Origin of the sequence: Leptolyngbya sp. FACHB-671 (assembly GCF_014695745.1) — a bacterium.
Lineage (GTDB): Bacteria > Cyanobacteriota > Cyanobacteriia > Elainellales > Elainellaceae > JAAUTN01.
Genome location: NZ_JACJOV010000128.1, coordinates 13,165 through 27,896 on the forward strand (window position 1 = coordinate 13,165; position 14,732 = coordinate 27,896).

The 14,732-nt window shown below is 46.8% G+C and carries 10 protein-coding genes; 3 read left to right on the forward strand and 7 right to left on the reverse strand.

All coding sequences use genetic code 11. The annotated features are described in order from the left end of the window. Positions 1-61: 61 nt before the first annotated feature. The 7 genes from H6F93_RS18670 to H6F93_RS18700 form a co-directional block, all read right to left on the reverse strand. Positions 62-2,965 (reverse strand): NHLP bacteriocin export ABC transporter permease/ATPase subunit, encoded by a 2,904-nt coding sequence (locus H6F93_RS18670; RefSeq protein ID WP_190683763.1) that lies wholly within the window; start codon positions 2,963-2,965, stop codon positions 62-64. Between the two features lie 11 nt (positions 2,966-2,976). Further along, positions 2,977-5,307, reverse strand: a complete 2,331-nt coding sequence (locus tag H6F93_RS18675) for an NHLP family bacteriocin export ABC transporter peptidase/permease/ATPase subunit (protein WP_524537967.1) — start codon at positions 5,305-5,307, stop codon at positions 2,977-2,979. Continuing rightward, positions 5,297-6,568 carry an NHLP bacteriocin system secretion protein gene (locus H6F93_RS18680; RefSeq protein ID WP_190683766.1) on the reverse strand — a complete coding sequence of 424 codons (1,272 nt, stop codon included), beginning with the start codon at positions 6,566-6,568 and terminating at the stop codon, positions 5,297-5,299. The genes H6F93_RS18675 and H6F93_RS18680 overlap by 11 nt, the downstream gene beginning before the upstream one ends. A gap of 195 nt (positions 6,569-6,763) precedes the next feature. Next, complete coding sequence (locus H6F93_RS18685) at positions 6,764-7,021, reverse strand: hypothetical protein (RefSeq protein ID WP_190683768.1); 258 nt, start codon at positions 7,019-7,021, stop codon at positions 6,764-6,766. A 126-nt stretch (positions 7,022-7,147) separates the two neighbouring features. Continuing rightward, positions 7,148-7,369, reverse strand: a complete 222-nt coding sequence (locus H6F93_RS18690) for a hypothetical protein (RefSeq protein ID WP_190683771.1) — start codon at positions 7,367-7,369, stop codon at positions 7,148-7,150. 524 nt (positions 7,370-7,893) lie between these two features. Then, a complete protein-coding gene (locus H6F93_RS18695; protein WP_190683773.1) occupies positions 7,894-8,241 on the reverse strand; it encodes a helix-turn-helix transcriptional regulator in 348 nt (115 codons plus the stop codon). A gap of 395 nt (positions 8,242-8,636) precedes the next feature. After that, on the reverse strand, positions 8,637-9,203 hold the full coding sequence (locus H6F93_RS18700) for a calcium-binding protein (protein WP_190683775.1): 567 nt from the start codon (positions 9,201-9,203) through the stop codon (positions 8,637-8,639). A gap of 479 nt (positions 9,204-9,682) precedes the next feature. Here H6F93_RS18700 and H6F93_RS18705 point away from each other — a divergent pair, with 479 nt between their 5' ends. From H6F93_RS18705 to H6F93_RS18715, 3 genes are read left to right on the forward strand one after another with little or no spacing between them, the layout of a single operon-like run. After that, entirely contained in the window at positions 9,683-11,104 is a 1,422-nt protein-coding gene (locus H6F93_RS18705) for a hypothetical protein (RefSeq protein ID WP_190683776.1), read from the forward strand. 2 nt (positions 11,105-11,106) lie between these two features. Beyond that, a complete protein-coding gene (locus H6F93_RS18710) occupies positions 11,107-12,318 on the forward strand; it encodes a DUF1822 family protein (protein ID WP_190683778.1) in 1,212 nt (403 codons plus the stop codon). An 18-nt stretch (positions 12,319-12,336) separates the two neighbouring features. Further along, the gene (locus H6F93_RS18715) at positions 12,337-14,721 is read left to right on the forward strand and encodes a CHASE2 domain-containing protein (RefSeq protein WP_190683781.1); all 2,385 of its coding nucleotides are present in this window, start codon (positions 12,337-12,339) and stop codon (positions 14,719-14,721) included. Positions 14,722-14,732: the final 11 nt, after the last annotated feature.

Below are 14,732 nucleotides of genomic sequence, written 5' to 3' on the forward strand. Positions count from 1 at the left end.
TTAAGTTTATTGTTTGTCTTTAGAGGATTTTTGCAACACAACCTTCTGAGAAACGACTAATTTACAGTCCCATGAGTTGAGCAAATAATCCTGCTTGATTTTCCAGCTCTGTAAAACTTCCTTGCTGAACAATCCGACCCGCTTGCAGCACATAAATACGATCGGCATTGCGAATGGTACTGAGGCGATGAGCAATCACCAATCGAGTCGCCTGCAATCGATCGAGACTGTCGCTGACGATCGCCTGAGTTTTATTATCTAAGGCACTGGTGGCTTCATCAAACAGCAAAATTCGCGGCTTGAGCGCTAATGCCCGCGCAATCAAGAGGCGCTGTCGTTGTCCGCCTGAAAGGTTGCCGCCTCCCTCGCTGATCACCGTATGCATTTGCATCGGCATTGCCGTGATGTCCTCCGCCAACCCAGCCATTTGTGCTGCTTCCCAGGCTTCATCTAAGCTAATGTGAGCACCGCTGGCAATGTTCTCAAAAATGGAAGCAGACAGAATGCGTCCGGACTGTAAAACCACGCCCATTTGACGGCGAACCGCATCGACATCCAGTCCTGCTAAATCTTGTCCATCATAGTAGACAGCACCCATTTCAGGCGTCTCGAAGCCTAGCAGGAGCCGAAGCAAGGTTGATTTGCCGCTACCAGAGCTTCCCACGAGGGCAACAAACTCTCCCGGTTCGGCATATAAGCTGACATCGTTTAAGGTAGAAGCACCCTCCTGACGGTAGCGGAAGCTGATTCGATCGACGATAATTCTGCCCTTTAATTGACCCGGATCGGCTTTGCTCAAATCAACTTCTGGGACAGTTGCCAGAATCGGCTGGGCCCGCTTCCACTGCGGAACGATTTGTAACGCGCCTGTCAGCGTATTGCTGAGGTCAGTAGCTCCTTTGATAAAGGTGCCAAATGCCGTGTTGAACGCTAGAAATGTACCGATCGACAATCCAACTGCTTCTGGTGCGGTCATCAACTGGATTGTGAACCAGAATAGTACAGCCGACGTTAAAGTTGGCATCACGGTATTGAATAAGGCAATTCCATCTTCGATATACTGCGTGCCTAAGTCGAGCTTAATTTGCCGATGGTAGGTTTTGCTCCAAAAAGCAAATGCTCGTGATTCTGCATTGGCAACGCGTAGTTTAGAAATGCCGTTAATGAGCTGAACGGTTTGTCCAAACAGGGCACCTCGCAATTCCAATAGAGGGCGAACTTTCCGAATCAACAAAACACTCGAAATGAAAGTCACTAAAATCACCACCGCTGCTACGACCACCGCAATCAGCGCTAGCTTGAAACTGTAGTAGAGCAACAACCCTAAGTTCAGGAGGGCAAATAAAGCGCTCGTCAGGTTGATTAAGGTTGTACCACCCAGTTGTCGCCGAATCTGGCTGACAGACATGACCCGCGACTGAAGATCACCGACCGTATATTGCCGAAAAAAGGAGACGGGTAAAGTGAGCAACCGATCCCATACGGCTGCTTGCGTCGCTGCATCAGAGGAAGTTTCTAAGCGCAGCAAGAATAGTCCTTGAGCTAACCGAAAGAGGGCAATGCCGATCGCCACGACAAACAATCCCAGTCCAACTTGCAGCAACAGTCCGCGATCGCCATCTGGAATGGCACTGTCAATCAAAATGCTCGTGGCATAAGGGGTGAGCATTCCCAGCAAGGTAACGGCAATTCCGGTCAGCAGAATCATCAGTAAGTCTTTGGCACGATTTTTGAGAGCAAATCGAAGCAAATCGATCGCTTTCAGTGCTCTATCCGGTAAGGGACGATAGAACATATAGGCGAACGGAACCACGGTTTGAGCCACATCAGCAGTGATGAGCGTTCGGCTATCGTGAATTGAATCGAAAAGTATATAGCGATCGGCAGCGTCAGGTAGAAGGGCAACGGGCTGTTGCGTTGCTTGAATGAACGCTAGGAGGGGACCACAATCCTGCTGCCACCAATTGTCTTGCAGCAACACCCGTCGCCCCCGAACTCTAGAAGCCCGCAGAATTGCCTCCAGGGGATCTCTGACTCGGCTCAAATCTACCGATTTGCCCAGTGGACGAATCGAAATCCCTGCTGCCTTGCCGACTGCTCCTGCCGCAACCAATAAGGGAATTCCTTCCCGCAAAAATTCTGGCTCTTGAGGTCTGAACGTGGACGCTAGTGCTTCTAATGCTGCTTCTGTCACCTGCTGATTGAGTTGCAGTTGCGCGGCTAATCGCTGTTCCTCTTCTCGTTGTTCTTCCTGTTCTCGTAAATATGTATACTGCAATAAATAGCAGTGGAACTGCGAAATTCCCTGAAGCAAGATGCTGACGTCCTGAAGAGCCGCGGTGGGTTGAGTCAGAATCTGGGCTGAACCTTTGGATTTAAGCCAGAGTGAACGGGTGAGGGGGACAATGCCCGTTGAGGGTGTGAGGGTGAATTCCTGAAACCCCATCCAATAGACGTCTCCTTGCTGAATTTGCACCCAAACAATTGGATCGGGGTCAGGCTGAAACAATTCTCCTTCGACCAGTGAAAAATGTGTTTTTCCTGCCACTTTCGCCTGAGCAAGTTTTGGTAGCTCGGACAGGACAGAATCCATATTTTGCAACCAGGCTTCTATCCAATGAATGATTCTGGCATCGGCAACGCACGCTTCAATGCAGTCCTGATCGAGCTTGAGTAGCGTTGCTTCCCCCATTGGCACCGCCAAAAGTTGACGGCTGACTTGAGCAGAACCCGTCAGCAAATTAAGTAGAGTCTGGTTGCCGCCAAACAGCGCTTCTCCTTGGTTCACATTGAAGAGATAGCGACGCGCACTTTCAATTCGATCGTGAGGGGTGATGGAAAAGATCTCAATACAGCCTGATTCAACGATCCAGACAGCATTGGAATCATTGAGAGGAATAGTTTGATTACCCCTAATAATATGTTGTGCTCCACATAGAGCAGGAGATTTAATGGCATTCAGCATGGCGTTTTTCCTCAAGCCTCAGCTTCACTGCGAATTAACGTTGAGTACACGCCTTCCGCATTCCATAAGCTCTGATGTGTTCCTCGCTGCACCACTTTGCCGCGCTCCAAAACAATAATTTCATCGCAATTGCGGATCGTACTTAGTCGATGCGCCACGATCAGACAGGTACATCCCCGCCGCCGCAAATTTTGGTCAATAATCCGCTCGGATTCGGTATCGAGTGCGCTGGTTGCCTCATCCATAATTAGAATCGAGGGATTTGTGACCAGCGATCGCGCAATTTCTAGCCGTTGCCGTTGACCACCACTCAAGTTGGTTGCCCCCTCCAGCAGCTCAGCATCATAACCACCAGTTAAAGAGAGAATGACGGAATGAATGGCAGCATCCTGGCAAGCTCTAATTAGATTTTTGTCAGGCACGGTTGCATCCCAAAGGGTTAAGTTCTCTCGCACCGTACCGCCAAATAACAAAATGTCTTGTTCCACCATTGCCACCGAATTTGCCAAGACAGGGCGGGCAATCTGGCTGCGGGGAAAGTGATCAAGATAGATTTCACCAGACCAAGGCTGATAAAGTCCGCTCACCAACTTAGCAACGGTAGACTTTCCAGAACCACTGCCCCCCACCAACGCCACCCGTTGCCCAGGTTTTATTGACAAACTCAAGTTCTCAATTAGAGGAAGCGCTAAACGACTGTAGCCAAAGGTGACATTCTGCAATTCAACATAACCCTGCAACTTTGAGCGTAAAGACGCGAACTGCAATCCGGTCTTTGTGAGACTATTCTCTTCATTAACGTTATTCTCTGTTGCTGTATATTCCGGTTCCATTTGCACGTTCGTCTGAATGACTTGCGGATCGATCGGATTTCGCAACACATCATCCAGCCGGATCAAGTTGCCCTCCAGTTCTTGCAGGGTGCTACCAAAGTTCACCAAGTTATTCACAGGCATCAGAAAGCTTTGCATCAGTCCTTGAAACGCGACCAGCATCCCAATCGTGAGGTGTCCACCCATAACTCGAAAGCCTCCAATAACTAGCAATAGCATTGCGGAGAGCGCAGAGAGAAAAGTAGGTAAAACCGAGAAAGCTTGGTTCGTCACGCCCAACGCTTGCTGCGAATTGATTGCCTTTGTGTAATAGCCTGCCCAACGTGTAAAGAAATCTGACTCTAAGCCAGATGCCTTCAAGGTCTCAATACTTTGCAATGCTGCGATCGATATTCCTGCCGCTTTACCGTGTTCCTGAATCAACCGCTGATTTGTGTCAATGCGTTTGCGAGAGAGCCGCTGTAGCATGATTATATTGATCACCGCAAAGCTGACCACCAGCAGCGTCAACAGCCAGTCATACTGCACCATGATCAGTGCGTAAAAAATGACCATTACAGCGTCAATTGCAGTAGTTGCTAAGCGTCCTGATAGAACATCTGCAACTTGGTCATTCAGGCTGGTGCGATTACTAATTTCCCCAGCAAATCGTTGGGCATAGAAACCGATGGGTAGCCGCAAGATATGCCAGAGAAATTTGCTCGACATACTAATCGATAGTTTAATTTTCAGACGGCGGAGATATCTTAATCGCAACAGAGTTAACATTCCTTGAACCACAGCGGTAAATACCATCCCGATTATTAAAGGACGCAACCACTGCTGGCGACCTTGCACTAAAATTTCATCGACAAAGACTTGACTGAACACCGGGATTGCCATGCCTGTAAGCGTCAAGAGAAATCCTGCTGCAATGCAGTAAACGACTGCTCCAATTGCGCCTCCGAGACGCTCTCGCAGGGCTGCTACCAGACTTGGCTTTTGACCGCCTTTCGTAAAGTTAGGCCCCAGCTTTAGTAACAGGACAACTCCCGTATAGCTGTCATCAAATTCCTGCCAAGATACTGAGCGCGGCCCGGTTGCCGGATCATTTAAGTAAACCCGCTGTTTGCTATATCCCTCAACCACTAGAAAATGATTGAAGTTCCAAAAGACAATGTAAGGCGGTTGGAGCGCTGTTAACTGATCAACCTCCAGTTTTAGCCCCTTCCCTTCAAGCCCATAAATTTTCGCTGCGTTGAGAATGTTGGACGCTTTGCTGCCGTCACGAGAAACTCCACACTCTCGTCGCAGTTCAGGCAGAGGCACAATGCGACTGTAATAACTTAAAATAATCCCCAAAGCTGCCGCGCCACACTCTACTGCCTCCATTTGCAGTAGAGTTGGCGTCTTAACGCGAACGCCCGTATCTCCCAATCTGGTTTTTAGACAAGGCAACGGATTAAAGCGTTTGGCTTGTATTCTGGCTTGGGCTTGAACCTGTGCCACCCAGGACAAATTAGTAAACACCAGTAGCAGACCTCAAGATCGGTAGAACAAAGGTAATTGGAGCGCGTTCTTCTACTTTGACGCGAACGGTTGTGGTGGTGCCTGAAGAAATTTGCGTTTCCGGTCCTTTGGAAGAAGACCATTGGTAACCGCTAAAGGTGGTAATGTCTGGCGTCAGCGTACTTGAGACTTGAATCAGACTGGATTGATCAGCAGTTAACCCTTCGACAACTTCCGCATTACCGATGACTGCCGCCGCTCCCTCGCGCGTAATTGGAAACGATGAAACGGCTGTCACAGAACCGATGATGCCGCCAAAGCGCTCGCGCTTAACGATTTGAGGGGTAATCTGGATTACCATTCCTTCTTGTACCTTCTTGCCATCTTCAACGCTGAAGTAGGTAATGCTCTCTAATGCTTCAGAGCTATCTTCTTCCGCTAAATTAGCAATCCGGCTGCCAGCGCTAATGACCTGATTTTGAGTCACCGCAATTTCTAGCACCCGTCCGTCCTGTTGGCTGATAATTTGTCCGTTGTTGCTCAGTTGCAGCGTCAGTTGATCAATTTCTCTTTGCGTTTCCTGCATTTCTTTTTTTCGAGCCGTTGAAGCTTCTAACTCCTGTCGATTTTGCTCGGCAGTTTGGCTATTTAACTCTTGTAATTGAGCCTGTAAATCTGTAATCGTTTGCAAATTTTTGAGATACTGCTGTTCGGCGTCCAACAATACATCATTCGCAATCAGTCTTTGAGCATATAACCGTTTACGAACTTGCAAGCGTTCCTGATAGGTTGCAGTTAAGTTTTGCTCGTGTTGGAGGCTCTGCTCAAGGAATTGACGCTGTTGCTCAGTAGCTCGGTTTTTCTCGGCAATGCTTGTGTTTTGCAGTGAACTAACCTGTTGATCCTGGCTTTGAAGTTGTGTTAGTTTGGCTTGTTGCTGGTCAAGCTGCTCGCGGAGTTCAGTCTGATCGATGATACCGATCACCTGTCCGTCTTTGACAACATCACCTACTTTGATCTTAAGTTCAATAATCTGTCCGGCACTTTTTGATTGCAGCGGGACGACATTACCCGGAAAAACTAGAATCCCTCGTCCTTCAACCGTGATTGGAATGCGTCCAATAATGCTCCAGAGCAAGGCGATAAAGACTAAGGAACCCAAAGTGGCTAAAGGTATCCAACTTCTGGGATTGACCACCTGCATGAGTTGATCAAGCTGTTCTGGAGACGATAAACGCTCTAATGATTTTTGGCGGAATAGGTTTTGCTTCTGGGCGATCATCTGACTCTTCTATCTTTTCAAGAATAAAGTGAGAGTAGAAGTATCACTGGGAAAAATAACACTACTCCCACCAAATGAGGAACATGAGTTGATTTTTTCAAGAGTTCACAACGTTCTGTTTTGTTTCTCCCTAGGTTGCATCGCCATCAAAAAGTGAGCGCAACATAATTCAGAGCTGGAACCAATTTGCTGGAACTAAAAATAAACATTGAAGGAACGAAGGCGGATTAAGTTAAGATCCTCACGCACCCCTTCATCTAGCGGATTCGGAGGAGGACATCCTCCTGCAATACTCGCTAGTTTCTCAATATTCAGTTCGCTAACATCTTGAAATTCAAAAATTGACAAAGTTTTCTCGTTAACGCTTTCCATTTCTCTTTCTCCTGTTAGGTTGATTGCAGGTTTCTTGAGTTGCCCAGGAACTTTTTCTGTGCAATCGTCTGGCTCTTCCATTGTTTCAAGAATGAAGCGGGAGTAGAGTCTTGCTTAGAGCAATTACAACACTCCCACTTAATCAGGGATTATTTAAGAGTTTCGGCTCAAATTCTTCTAGATTTTCAGAAGATTTTCCCCGTGAAATCATCCACAGTTGTTTATTGTCACATTGCCATTGTTTACTGTCACATTTTCAACGTTAGTATGATTTTCGTTAGGTTCATCAGATCCTCCGAACAGCCAATCTACTGCAAAACCGATGGCACCCCACACACCTCCAGTAACTGCCTCTAGTTCCTCAGCATTCAGTTCATTGACATCTTGAAACTCAGAAGTTGACAAGCTGATCTCGTTAACGCTTTCCATTTCTCTTTCTCCTGTTTAGATTAATTACAGGTTTCTTGAGTTGTATAGAAGTTTTCTATGTCTCAATTTCCCTGCGTTAAATACAACTATAGAAGGCAAAAAGATTGACGACAATGCATAATATTTAGATGGTTAGAATGTTTTTAATTTTTATTTGATATTCATGCAGGAACAGACTCAATACAAATCACAAAACCACCCATAAATGAATTTATGGGTGGTTTAAACTAGTTAAAAAAGATGCAAAATATAGTTAGATCTAAAATTTTACTGAACAATTAAGCATTCAGTTGAATCCAGTTTCAGTCAAAATTCTACTGCTGACTAAACATACTAGAAAGGGTTTCATTAAAGAACCTGACAATGACAATGCACAATCTTTAGTTAATTACTAAATTTGGTATTTTTTATGCTTTGCCGCTTTAATTGATCTTCGTCTAGTTGCGTTGACAACTAGCATCATCAACGCAAGAACAGCAGCATAATCCATCGATAAAACCAAAGCGCAAAGTTGATATCTTGACTTAACTGGAATTGCGCTGTGATTCTCTCCAAATTTGAGGAGTTGTACCGTAGCGGTGTCGGAATTGGCGAAAGAAATAGTTGATATGTTGATAGCCGACTGTTTCCGCGATCTGGCTCACGGTCTGGTTTGTTTCCAGCAGTAAACGGCTAGCCTGAGTCAGTCGATGTTCAATAATCCACTGATTTACCGTCTGTCCGGTTTCACGCCGCACTAAATCTGTTAAATAAGCTGGGGAATAGCCAACTGCTTTCGCTACATCACAGAGGCTAATCGACTGATGGTAATGCGCGGCGATGAATTGAAGAACGGCTTTGACATGAGTGTATGAACCAAATTGCTTTTTCATGCTCAAATAAATGAGAAGTGCAAGTATCCGTGCCGAGCGATCGTTTCAGAGAGCAACACCTTTTTCTTTTGAGTGTGAAACGCCTGTTGTGACAGCAGAACGGCTCTCATGAAGTTCATGAGATTTGGCAGTTTGTTGAGATACATCTGCTAAGCAGCGTTGCCCTTATCGAAAGAAGTTGAGCGTGAAATTGTACCGAGACTCTCTGGTACGGTGCTCTACTTTAAGATAAAAAGTAGCGGGGAATTGGTTTGGATTCGTAAGACGGTTGTGTCGCAAAAATCAAATCTCTCGAACCCCTATTTGTAGTGTTGTAATTGGTGTACATCAATTCTACGCATAGCGCTTTTGGAATTTTTGCGACACAACTCTTTAAGCTGGACTACGATATGAGTTTAGACAAAGGCAAAGTTCTTGCTAAAGCTCACATTGGTCGAATCTTGGATTACTCCAATTAAATCATTGCCTACATAAATGCCAGTGTCTTTTGCTGAGGAACCTAACAAGTTTTTGTTTTTAACTAATTCGTAGCTGCTAGAGCTTCCGTAAGCTCGAATACGGTCAACTGCAGTCCAGTCTGTGATTAAGGCGTAGGAAGCATCCTTACCATTTGCGGTACGTCCTCTCAAATAAAACATCCCAGTTGAATCTCCCAGCATAAAGGTGTCAGAACCCGTTCCACCCGCCAAAACGTCAATTTCTCGACTGTATCCCCCCGAGAAGCCGCGCAAGGTGTCTCTGCCTGAACCCCCAACCAACCTATCGCTGCCTGAATCGCCAACTAAGAAATCATTGCCTGCTCTGCCTAATAACGTATCATTGCCTGACCCCCCATACAGCCTGTCATTGTAGCTGCCACCCCAGATCCGATCTTTGCCTGCAAATCCTTCTGCAATTAGGTTGTCGGAACCTCTATAGGCAAAAGAATTGTTACCATTGTTGCCGTAGTAAAGAAAAGTCATGTTGATCTCCGAGTAGATTGAGATAGATCAAATAAGTTGCCAGCACTGCAAAATTCGTAGGTTAGTCATTTAACCTAGACATTGCTGTAGAAATGTCTGAAGTTGCAAAAAGCTGCTTGCTCAAGATGAGTGAAGATAACTGAGATGAATTTGCTCTGTTTGGTTATCCACAACGTGACTTAGTTCTGGCGATTGCAGACGTATGCAAAAAGATGAGGTTGTATAACCTGACGTTGCTGATCAAATGTATGAAGTGTAGGCGCGTTCTGTGAAATGCCTTAAAGGCTGCACATCTATAAGTTATGTTTGCACTTAGCAATGCTTATAACCTTTACCTGGGCTAGGAAGCAGAGTAAAGTGCATAGGTGCGCTCGGTTCAGACCTATGTAACGTCGAACGTGATGGTTGTCTGAAATGATGAGAGAAATATTGCTACGAACTGTACCCAATCCAGTTGATCGCCAGCCAGGAGAAAAGCTATGGGAACGGCGTTGAGATACTGGAGGTTAGTAACAATCAGAGCAGATGGGAAGCGGAGACAGCAGGAGATCCCAAATCTCAAAACTTTTTGGCAGCAGCAATTTCCAAATTCTGTTGACTCAGAGCGTGTTCCCGATCTAATCATTCAACGTCAACTTGTTCAAATCTGGCAAGCTAACCCCACTTCGCAAGCAGATCCCTTGCAAGAAAACACCTCGTTTCTAGCAGAGTGCTGCTTACGCTGCTTCATCTCAAATCAGATTGAAAGCACCTGCTGGCAATTAGAAGAGCAGTTTGGAGCATTGCACGGAATACAGGCGATCGCCCTGTTTCCCCTGGTGCTGACTGATTTGGTTCCCCTTTCCCTGATTCGCCAACTGGCTGAACCTACTTCGCCCTATCGATCGCTAGCAACAGAGATTCTACAAGCCTTTGATCCGACTCAAAGTAATCTGAGTACCTGGACAAATCGCCTGGTGCGATCGCATCCAGACCTGAAAGCTTTTCTGCTAGAACATGGACTGTATTTAGTTAGTGATTGGGCACTGCTCAACGACACTTCCCCCGCTCAGGTGCAGCGCATTCTGTTAGAGTTTTGTGGACTGAGCGAACTCGAAATCAAGCAGGCAGTCCAATTGCTGCAAAGCTACCATACTGTTTATCAGCGCGATCGCTTGCAGCAGCGCCGAGCAGGAGCAAGAGGAGCTTGCGCCGAACCAACTCCCAATCAGTTGATGCAAATTGCTCAAAGGATGCCCTTGACGGGCGATCGCGCCTTTTCCCCTGAACAGATCAAACAAAATCTACAAACACTAGTGCAGCATCTACGAGAGTATCGAGTAGCGGTCAGGAGTAAGAAATTACCGACTCGATCAATTGATGATGCCAACAATCCGATTTCTATTGGAGAAATTCCGATTCCGAGTTCTGAGTCGGACTCCTCTGCGGAATTTCTCGTAACCTATCGTCAAACATTATTGGGTTGTCTGGATCTCGCCATTGCTGAAGTCGTTGACAGTCGTCTGACTCACCACCAACGTAAGAACCCCCCAACCGATCAGCGTTTCCTTACAGCACTGCATCTGTTTCACTGTCGGGGAAAAGCGATGAGTGATATTGCAGCTGCAATTGGTTTACACAAGCAATATGAAGTGTCTCGTTTGCTCAAACTTAGAGAACTCCGTGCAGATGTGCGACAGAACTGGTTACTCAAGTTGCGTGACCAAGTGCGCGATTTGGCTCAAACCTATGTTGACTCCGCACGGTTACAGCAAGTCGATCAGCAATTAGAAACCGTTCTCGAAGAGCAGGTGAGCAGCTTAATCGAGGAAGCAGAAGCAGAAGCGAGCGTTGGCAATCGTTCTCTTAAGAGCCAATTTGCTCGTAGGTTATGTTCCAATTTAGACAAACGAGGTATATAAGGATGCCCCACACTATGATGACGAATGATCCCTCTCACGATTCCTTTGATGACCCACTTCCTGAAACTCTTTATGTAGATGCGCTGCCACCAGAGTCAATTAGCCTAACACGCGCTCAAATTCAGCACGCTACTCAACTGAGTCAGCGTTGCCCAGACCCCGATCACCAGTGGCAAGCTTATCTTGCGGCACTCGCTCAGATTGGTTTTGAGCAATGGCTACAGGAGCGATCGCCCGATCTTGCTGCTAGAGTAACTCCCAAGCCATTACCAGAGGTAACATTGCCCATTCCGATCGCTCTGCTGCAAGTCGGCGACTACACTCTGTGTCTACTCACCATTAGTAGTGTGATGGACGATCGCATTCCGATTCCGATCGCAGTCGTGAATGAACCTGACTATATTCCACACTTTTATGTGTTGATCGAAGTATGGGAAGAGCAAGACTATGTAAACATTTATGGTTATCTACGCCGCGATCGCCTGATGCAGCAAGCTGCCTTACTTTCAACGGGAGCGATCGCCAATGCCCAGTTATCTCTGGATTGGTTTGACTCCAATGTAGATACTTTATTACTTTACTTACGCTGTCTGAATCCTGACGCTATCTTGTCTAGTGCTACCTTGCATACCATCACCCAAGACCCAGCAACTCACAAACACTCGTCTGAGTTAGTTTCTCACTTCTCTACGCCTTTCCTTTCTGGAATCAATGTAGGATGTTGGCTGCGCGATCGCCTGGATGAAGTTGCCCAAGAACTATCCTGGGTACTGTTGCCACCCTTAGCCGTCACATTTCGTGAAATACACCCTCCCACCGAACAGTTTGATCAAGTAACGATGGCATTACTCAAACAAGGTATTGTCATTCCGTCTCAAGCTAGAGGTGCCTATCAAAATTTGGCGGGGGAAAACATAGCATTGCGTTTATACGCCCTCACCTGGCAAGAAAACCAATCGACTAAGGTGCCAGAATGGTCATTACTGTTGATTTTAGGGGCACAACCTGGTGATGAGTTGCCCGTTGGGACAAGGTTAATTGTGGAGGATGATCTGCAACTGTTGGATGAGCAAATTCTGAGGGAAAAGCAACCGGAGGCATTCCTGTTTACACGAGTGATTGGAACGTGGAATGAGCAGTTTCGGGTAGCGATCGCCTTTAGTAATGGTGAGATTGTCCGCTTACCCCCTTTCCGATTTCAGCCCGACGCTTGACCGTAATGAACTTTGATCATGGCTTCTGCATCTCAATTTCATCTCAAGATTCAGCGCATCGAACAGACTTGTCTGTTTGAGTTGACCTGGAAACAAGGACTGCGGCTTGCGGCAACGATGAACTATCCTGCCGAATTATCTCACTTGTTTCAAGAATGGCAGCGACTCTATATTGAGTTTTATAACAAACCAGATATTTCCCTGGCAGAACCCTCTCCCGAAACACCCTTGAGAGGAAGGGTCGCAGAGCGTGGAGTGATCACGTCTCAAACCGACTGGCACGCTCAGTTAGTGCAGGCAGAAGCAAAGCTGCTCTATGAATTTCATCGCTGGTTGCGACGAGAGGAACTGTATGAGATGCGGACGAAAATGGCGGAAGCCAGTCGCAAGCTGGAGCAGCCCAACCAACTCATTGATTTGTTCCTAACCTGTACCCCAATCGACCTGGCGCGGCTTCCCTGGGAGGCGTGGGAGTTGAGTACAGAGTGTAAAGTTCGCATTGCTCGAACGCCAGCCACAATTCAAGCAGAACCCGTTCGGCGTGATCGCACTCGTCGAACCCGCCCACGAATCTTGGCAATCATTGGTGGGTTTGAGTTTCAGGCAGACCGAGCTGCGGTGCGATCGCTCTCTCGTCTAGCGGAGGTGCAGTTTGTCGGATGGCAGCCTGGACAATCTATTGAGCAGGTCAAAACTCAAATCACTCAAGCGATTGCAGATGATCGGGGTTGGGATGTCTTATTTTTTGGCGGACATAGTAATGAAACTCAAATTACAGGAGGTGAATTAGCGATCGCACCTCACACCTCTATCCAGATTCAGGAAATTGCGCCCCAGTTGGCAATCGCCCAAGCTAAAGGACTCCAGTTTGCGTTGTTTAATTCGTGCAAAGGGCTGCAAATCGCCGAATCGTTGATTGAGTTGGGTTTGAGTCAGGTTGCGGTGATGCGAGAACCGATTCATAACCGAGTGGCACAGGAGTTTTTAGTTCAATTCTTTCAAGGACTGGCGGCTCACAAAGATGTGCATGTCTCTCTAATTGAAGCGTGTCAGTGGTTGGAGGTAGAAAAATCTTTGACTTATCCTTCTGCTTTTCTAGTGCCTTCCCTGTTTCGCCATCCAGAGTCACCTTTGTTTTGTATTGAGCGATCGGGCTGGAAAGAGCGGTGGATGTTGTGGCGACCCACTCGTTATGAGGCGATCGGATTAACGCTGTTCATGGTGCTGGGTTTGTCCCTGCCGGTTCAAAATTGGCTTCTACAGCGTCGAGTTTTGGTGCAAACCTTTTACAGGCAATTGTTACAGCCCGCAGTTGTCAATACACCACCCGTTTTGCTAGTGCAAATTGATGATGAGTCAATCCAAAAAGCAGGCGTTGCAGACCATCGCCCTATGGATCGAGCCTATCTAGCTCAATTAGTCGATCGCCTAACGGCACTGGGTGCAAACGTAATTGGGGTCGATTACTTGTTGGATTATCCACAACCTGCTAACGATCAACGGTTAACCGCCAGCATTCAGCGATCGCTGCAACAAGGCACAACCTTTGTCTTTGCCACCGCACAAGACAACAACGGTAACTGGATCAGGTTGATTGAAGGCATTGAACAGTTTGAAAGTTTGAAAGGCGACATCGGATATTGGGGAACTGGAAATTATGCAGTTTTGTTGTCTTCTGACCAACCCCACTTACCATTCTTCTACGGGTTAGCAAGATTACATCAAGAGAGAGTCGATCCAGCATTATCCACACTATCGGGTCAATCATCCTTAAATTCCAACTTATGTTCTTTAAGTTCAAGGATGTGTGCCAAAAGAATTACCTATTTCTCCTACATGATTAATCAGCTTTGGTTACATCCTGTTGTTGATTATTCCACTCCTCCTGATCAAGTTTATCAACGTATCTCAGCCTGGGCTGTGTTGCAACCTTCTATTCCACTGACTCATCTCTCTGAGCAAGTTGTGATCATTGCACCCGGTGGATATGCTGATGCGGGTATTAAACCCGGAGAAGATAACTTTACGCCACCCACCGCAATGCAGTATTGGTATGACTTGGAAAATCCCACCAATCCTGCTCGACTAATGACGGGAGGGGAACTGCACGCTTATCTAATTCACCATGCGCTTAACCAGCGGTTTGTAGTTCCCATCCCCGATGTATGGATGATGGGACTGGTGGCGATCGCCGCAAAAGGAATAACACTACTCATACAGTCCCCAAAAGCGCCACGGCAACGCCAGCGATTAGGAATATGGTTTGCTGGCAGTACAGTGCTGTATGCCGTTATCAGTTTGCAGCTTTATGCTTCGTCGCTAGCAGTGCTGCTGCCGATCGCCCTTCCCAGTGGTGTGCTGTGGATGTATGTCTTGCCCCTGTTGATCAAACGCAGAATTTAAGTTGTGAGGAA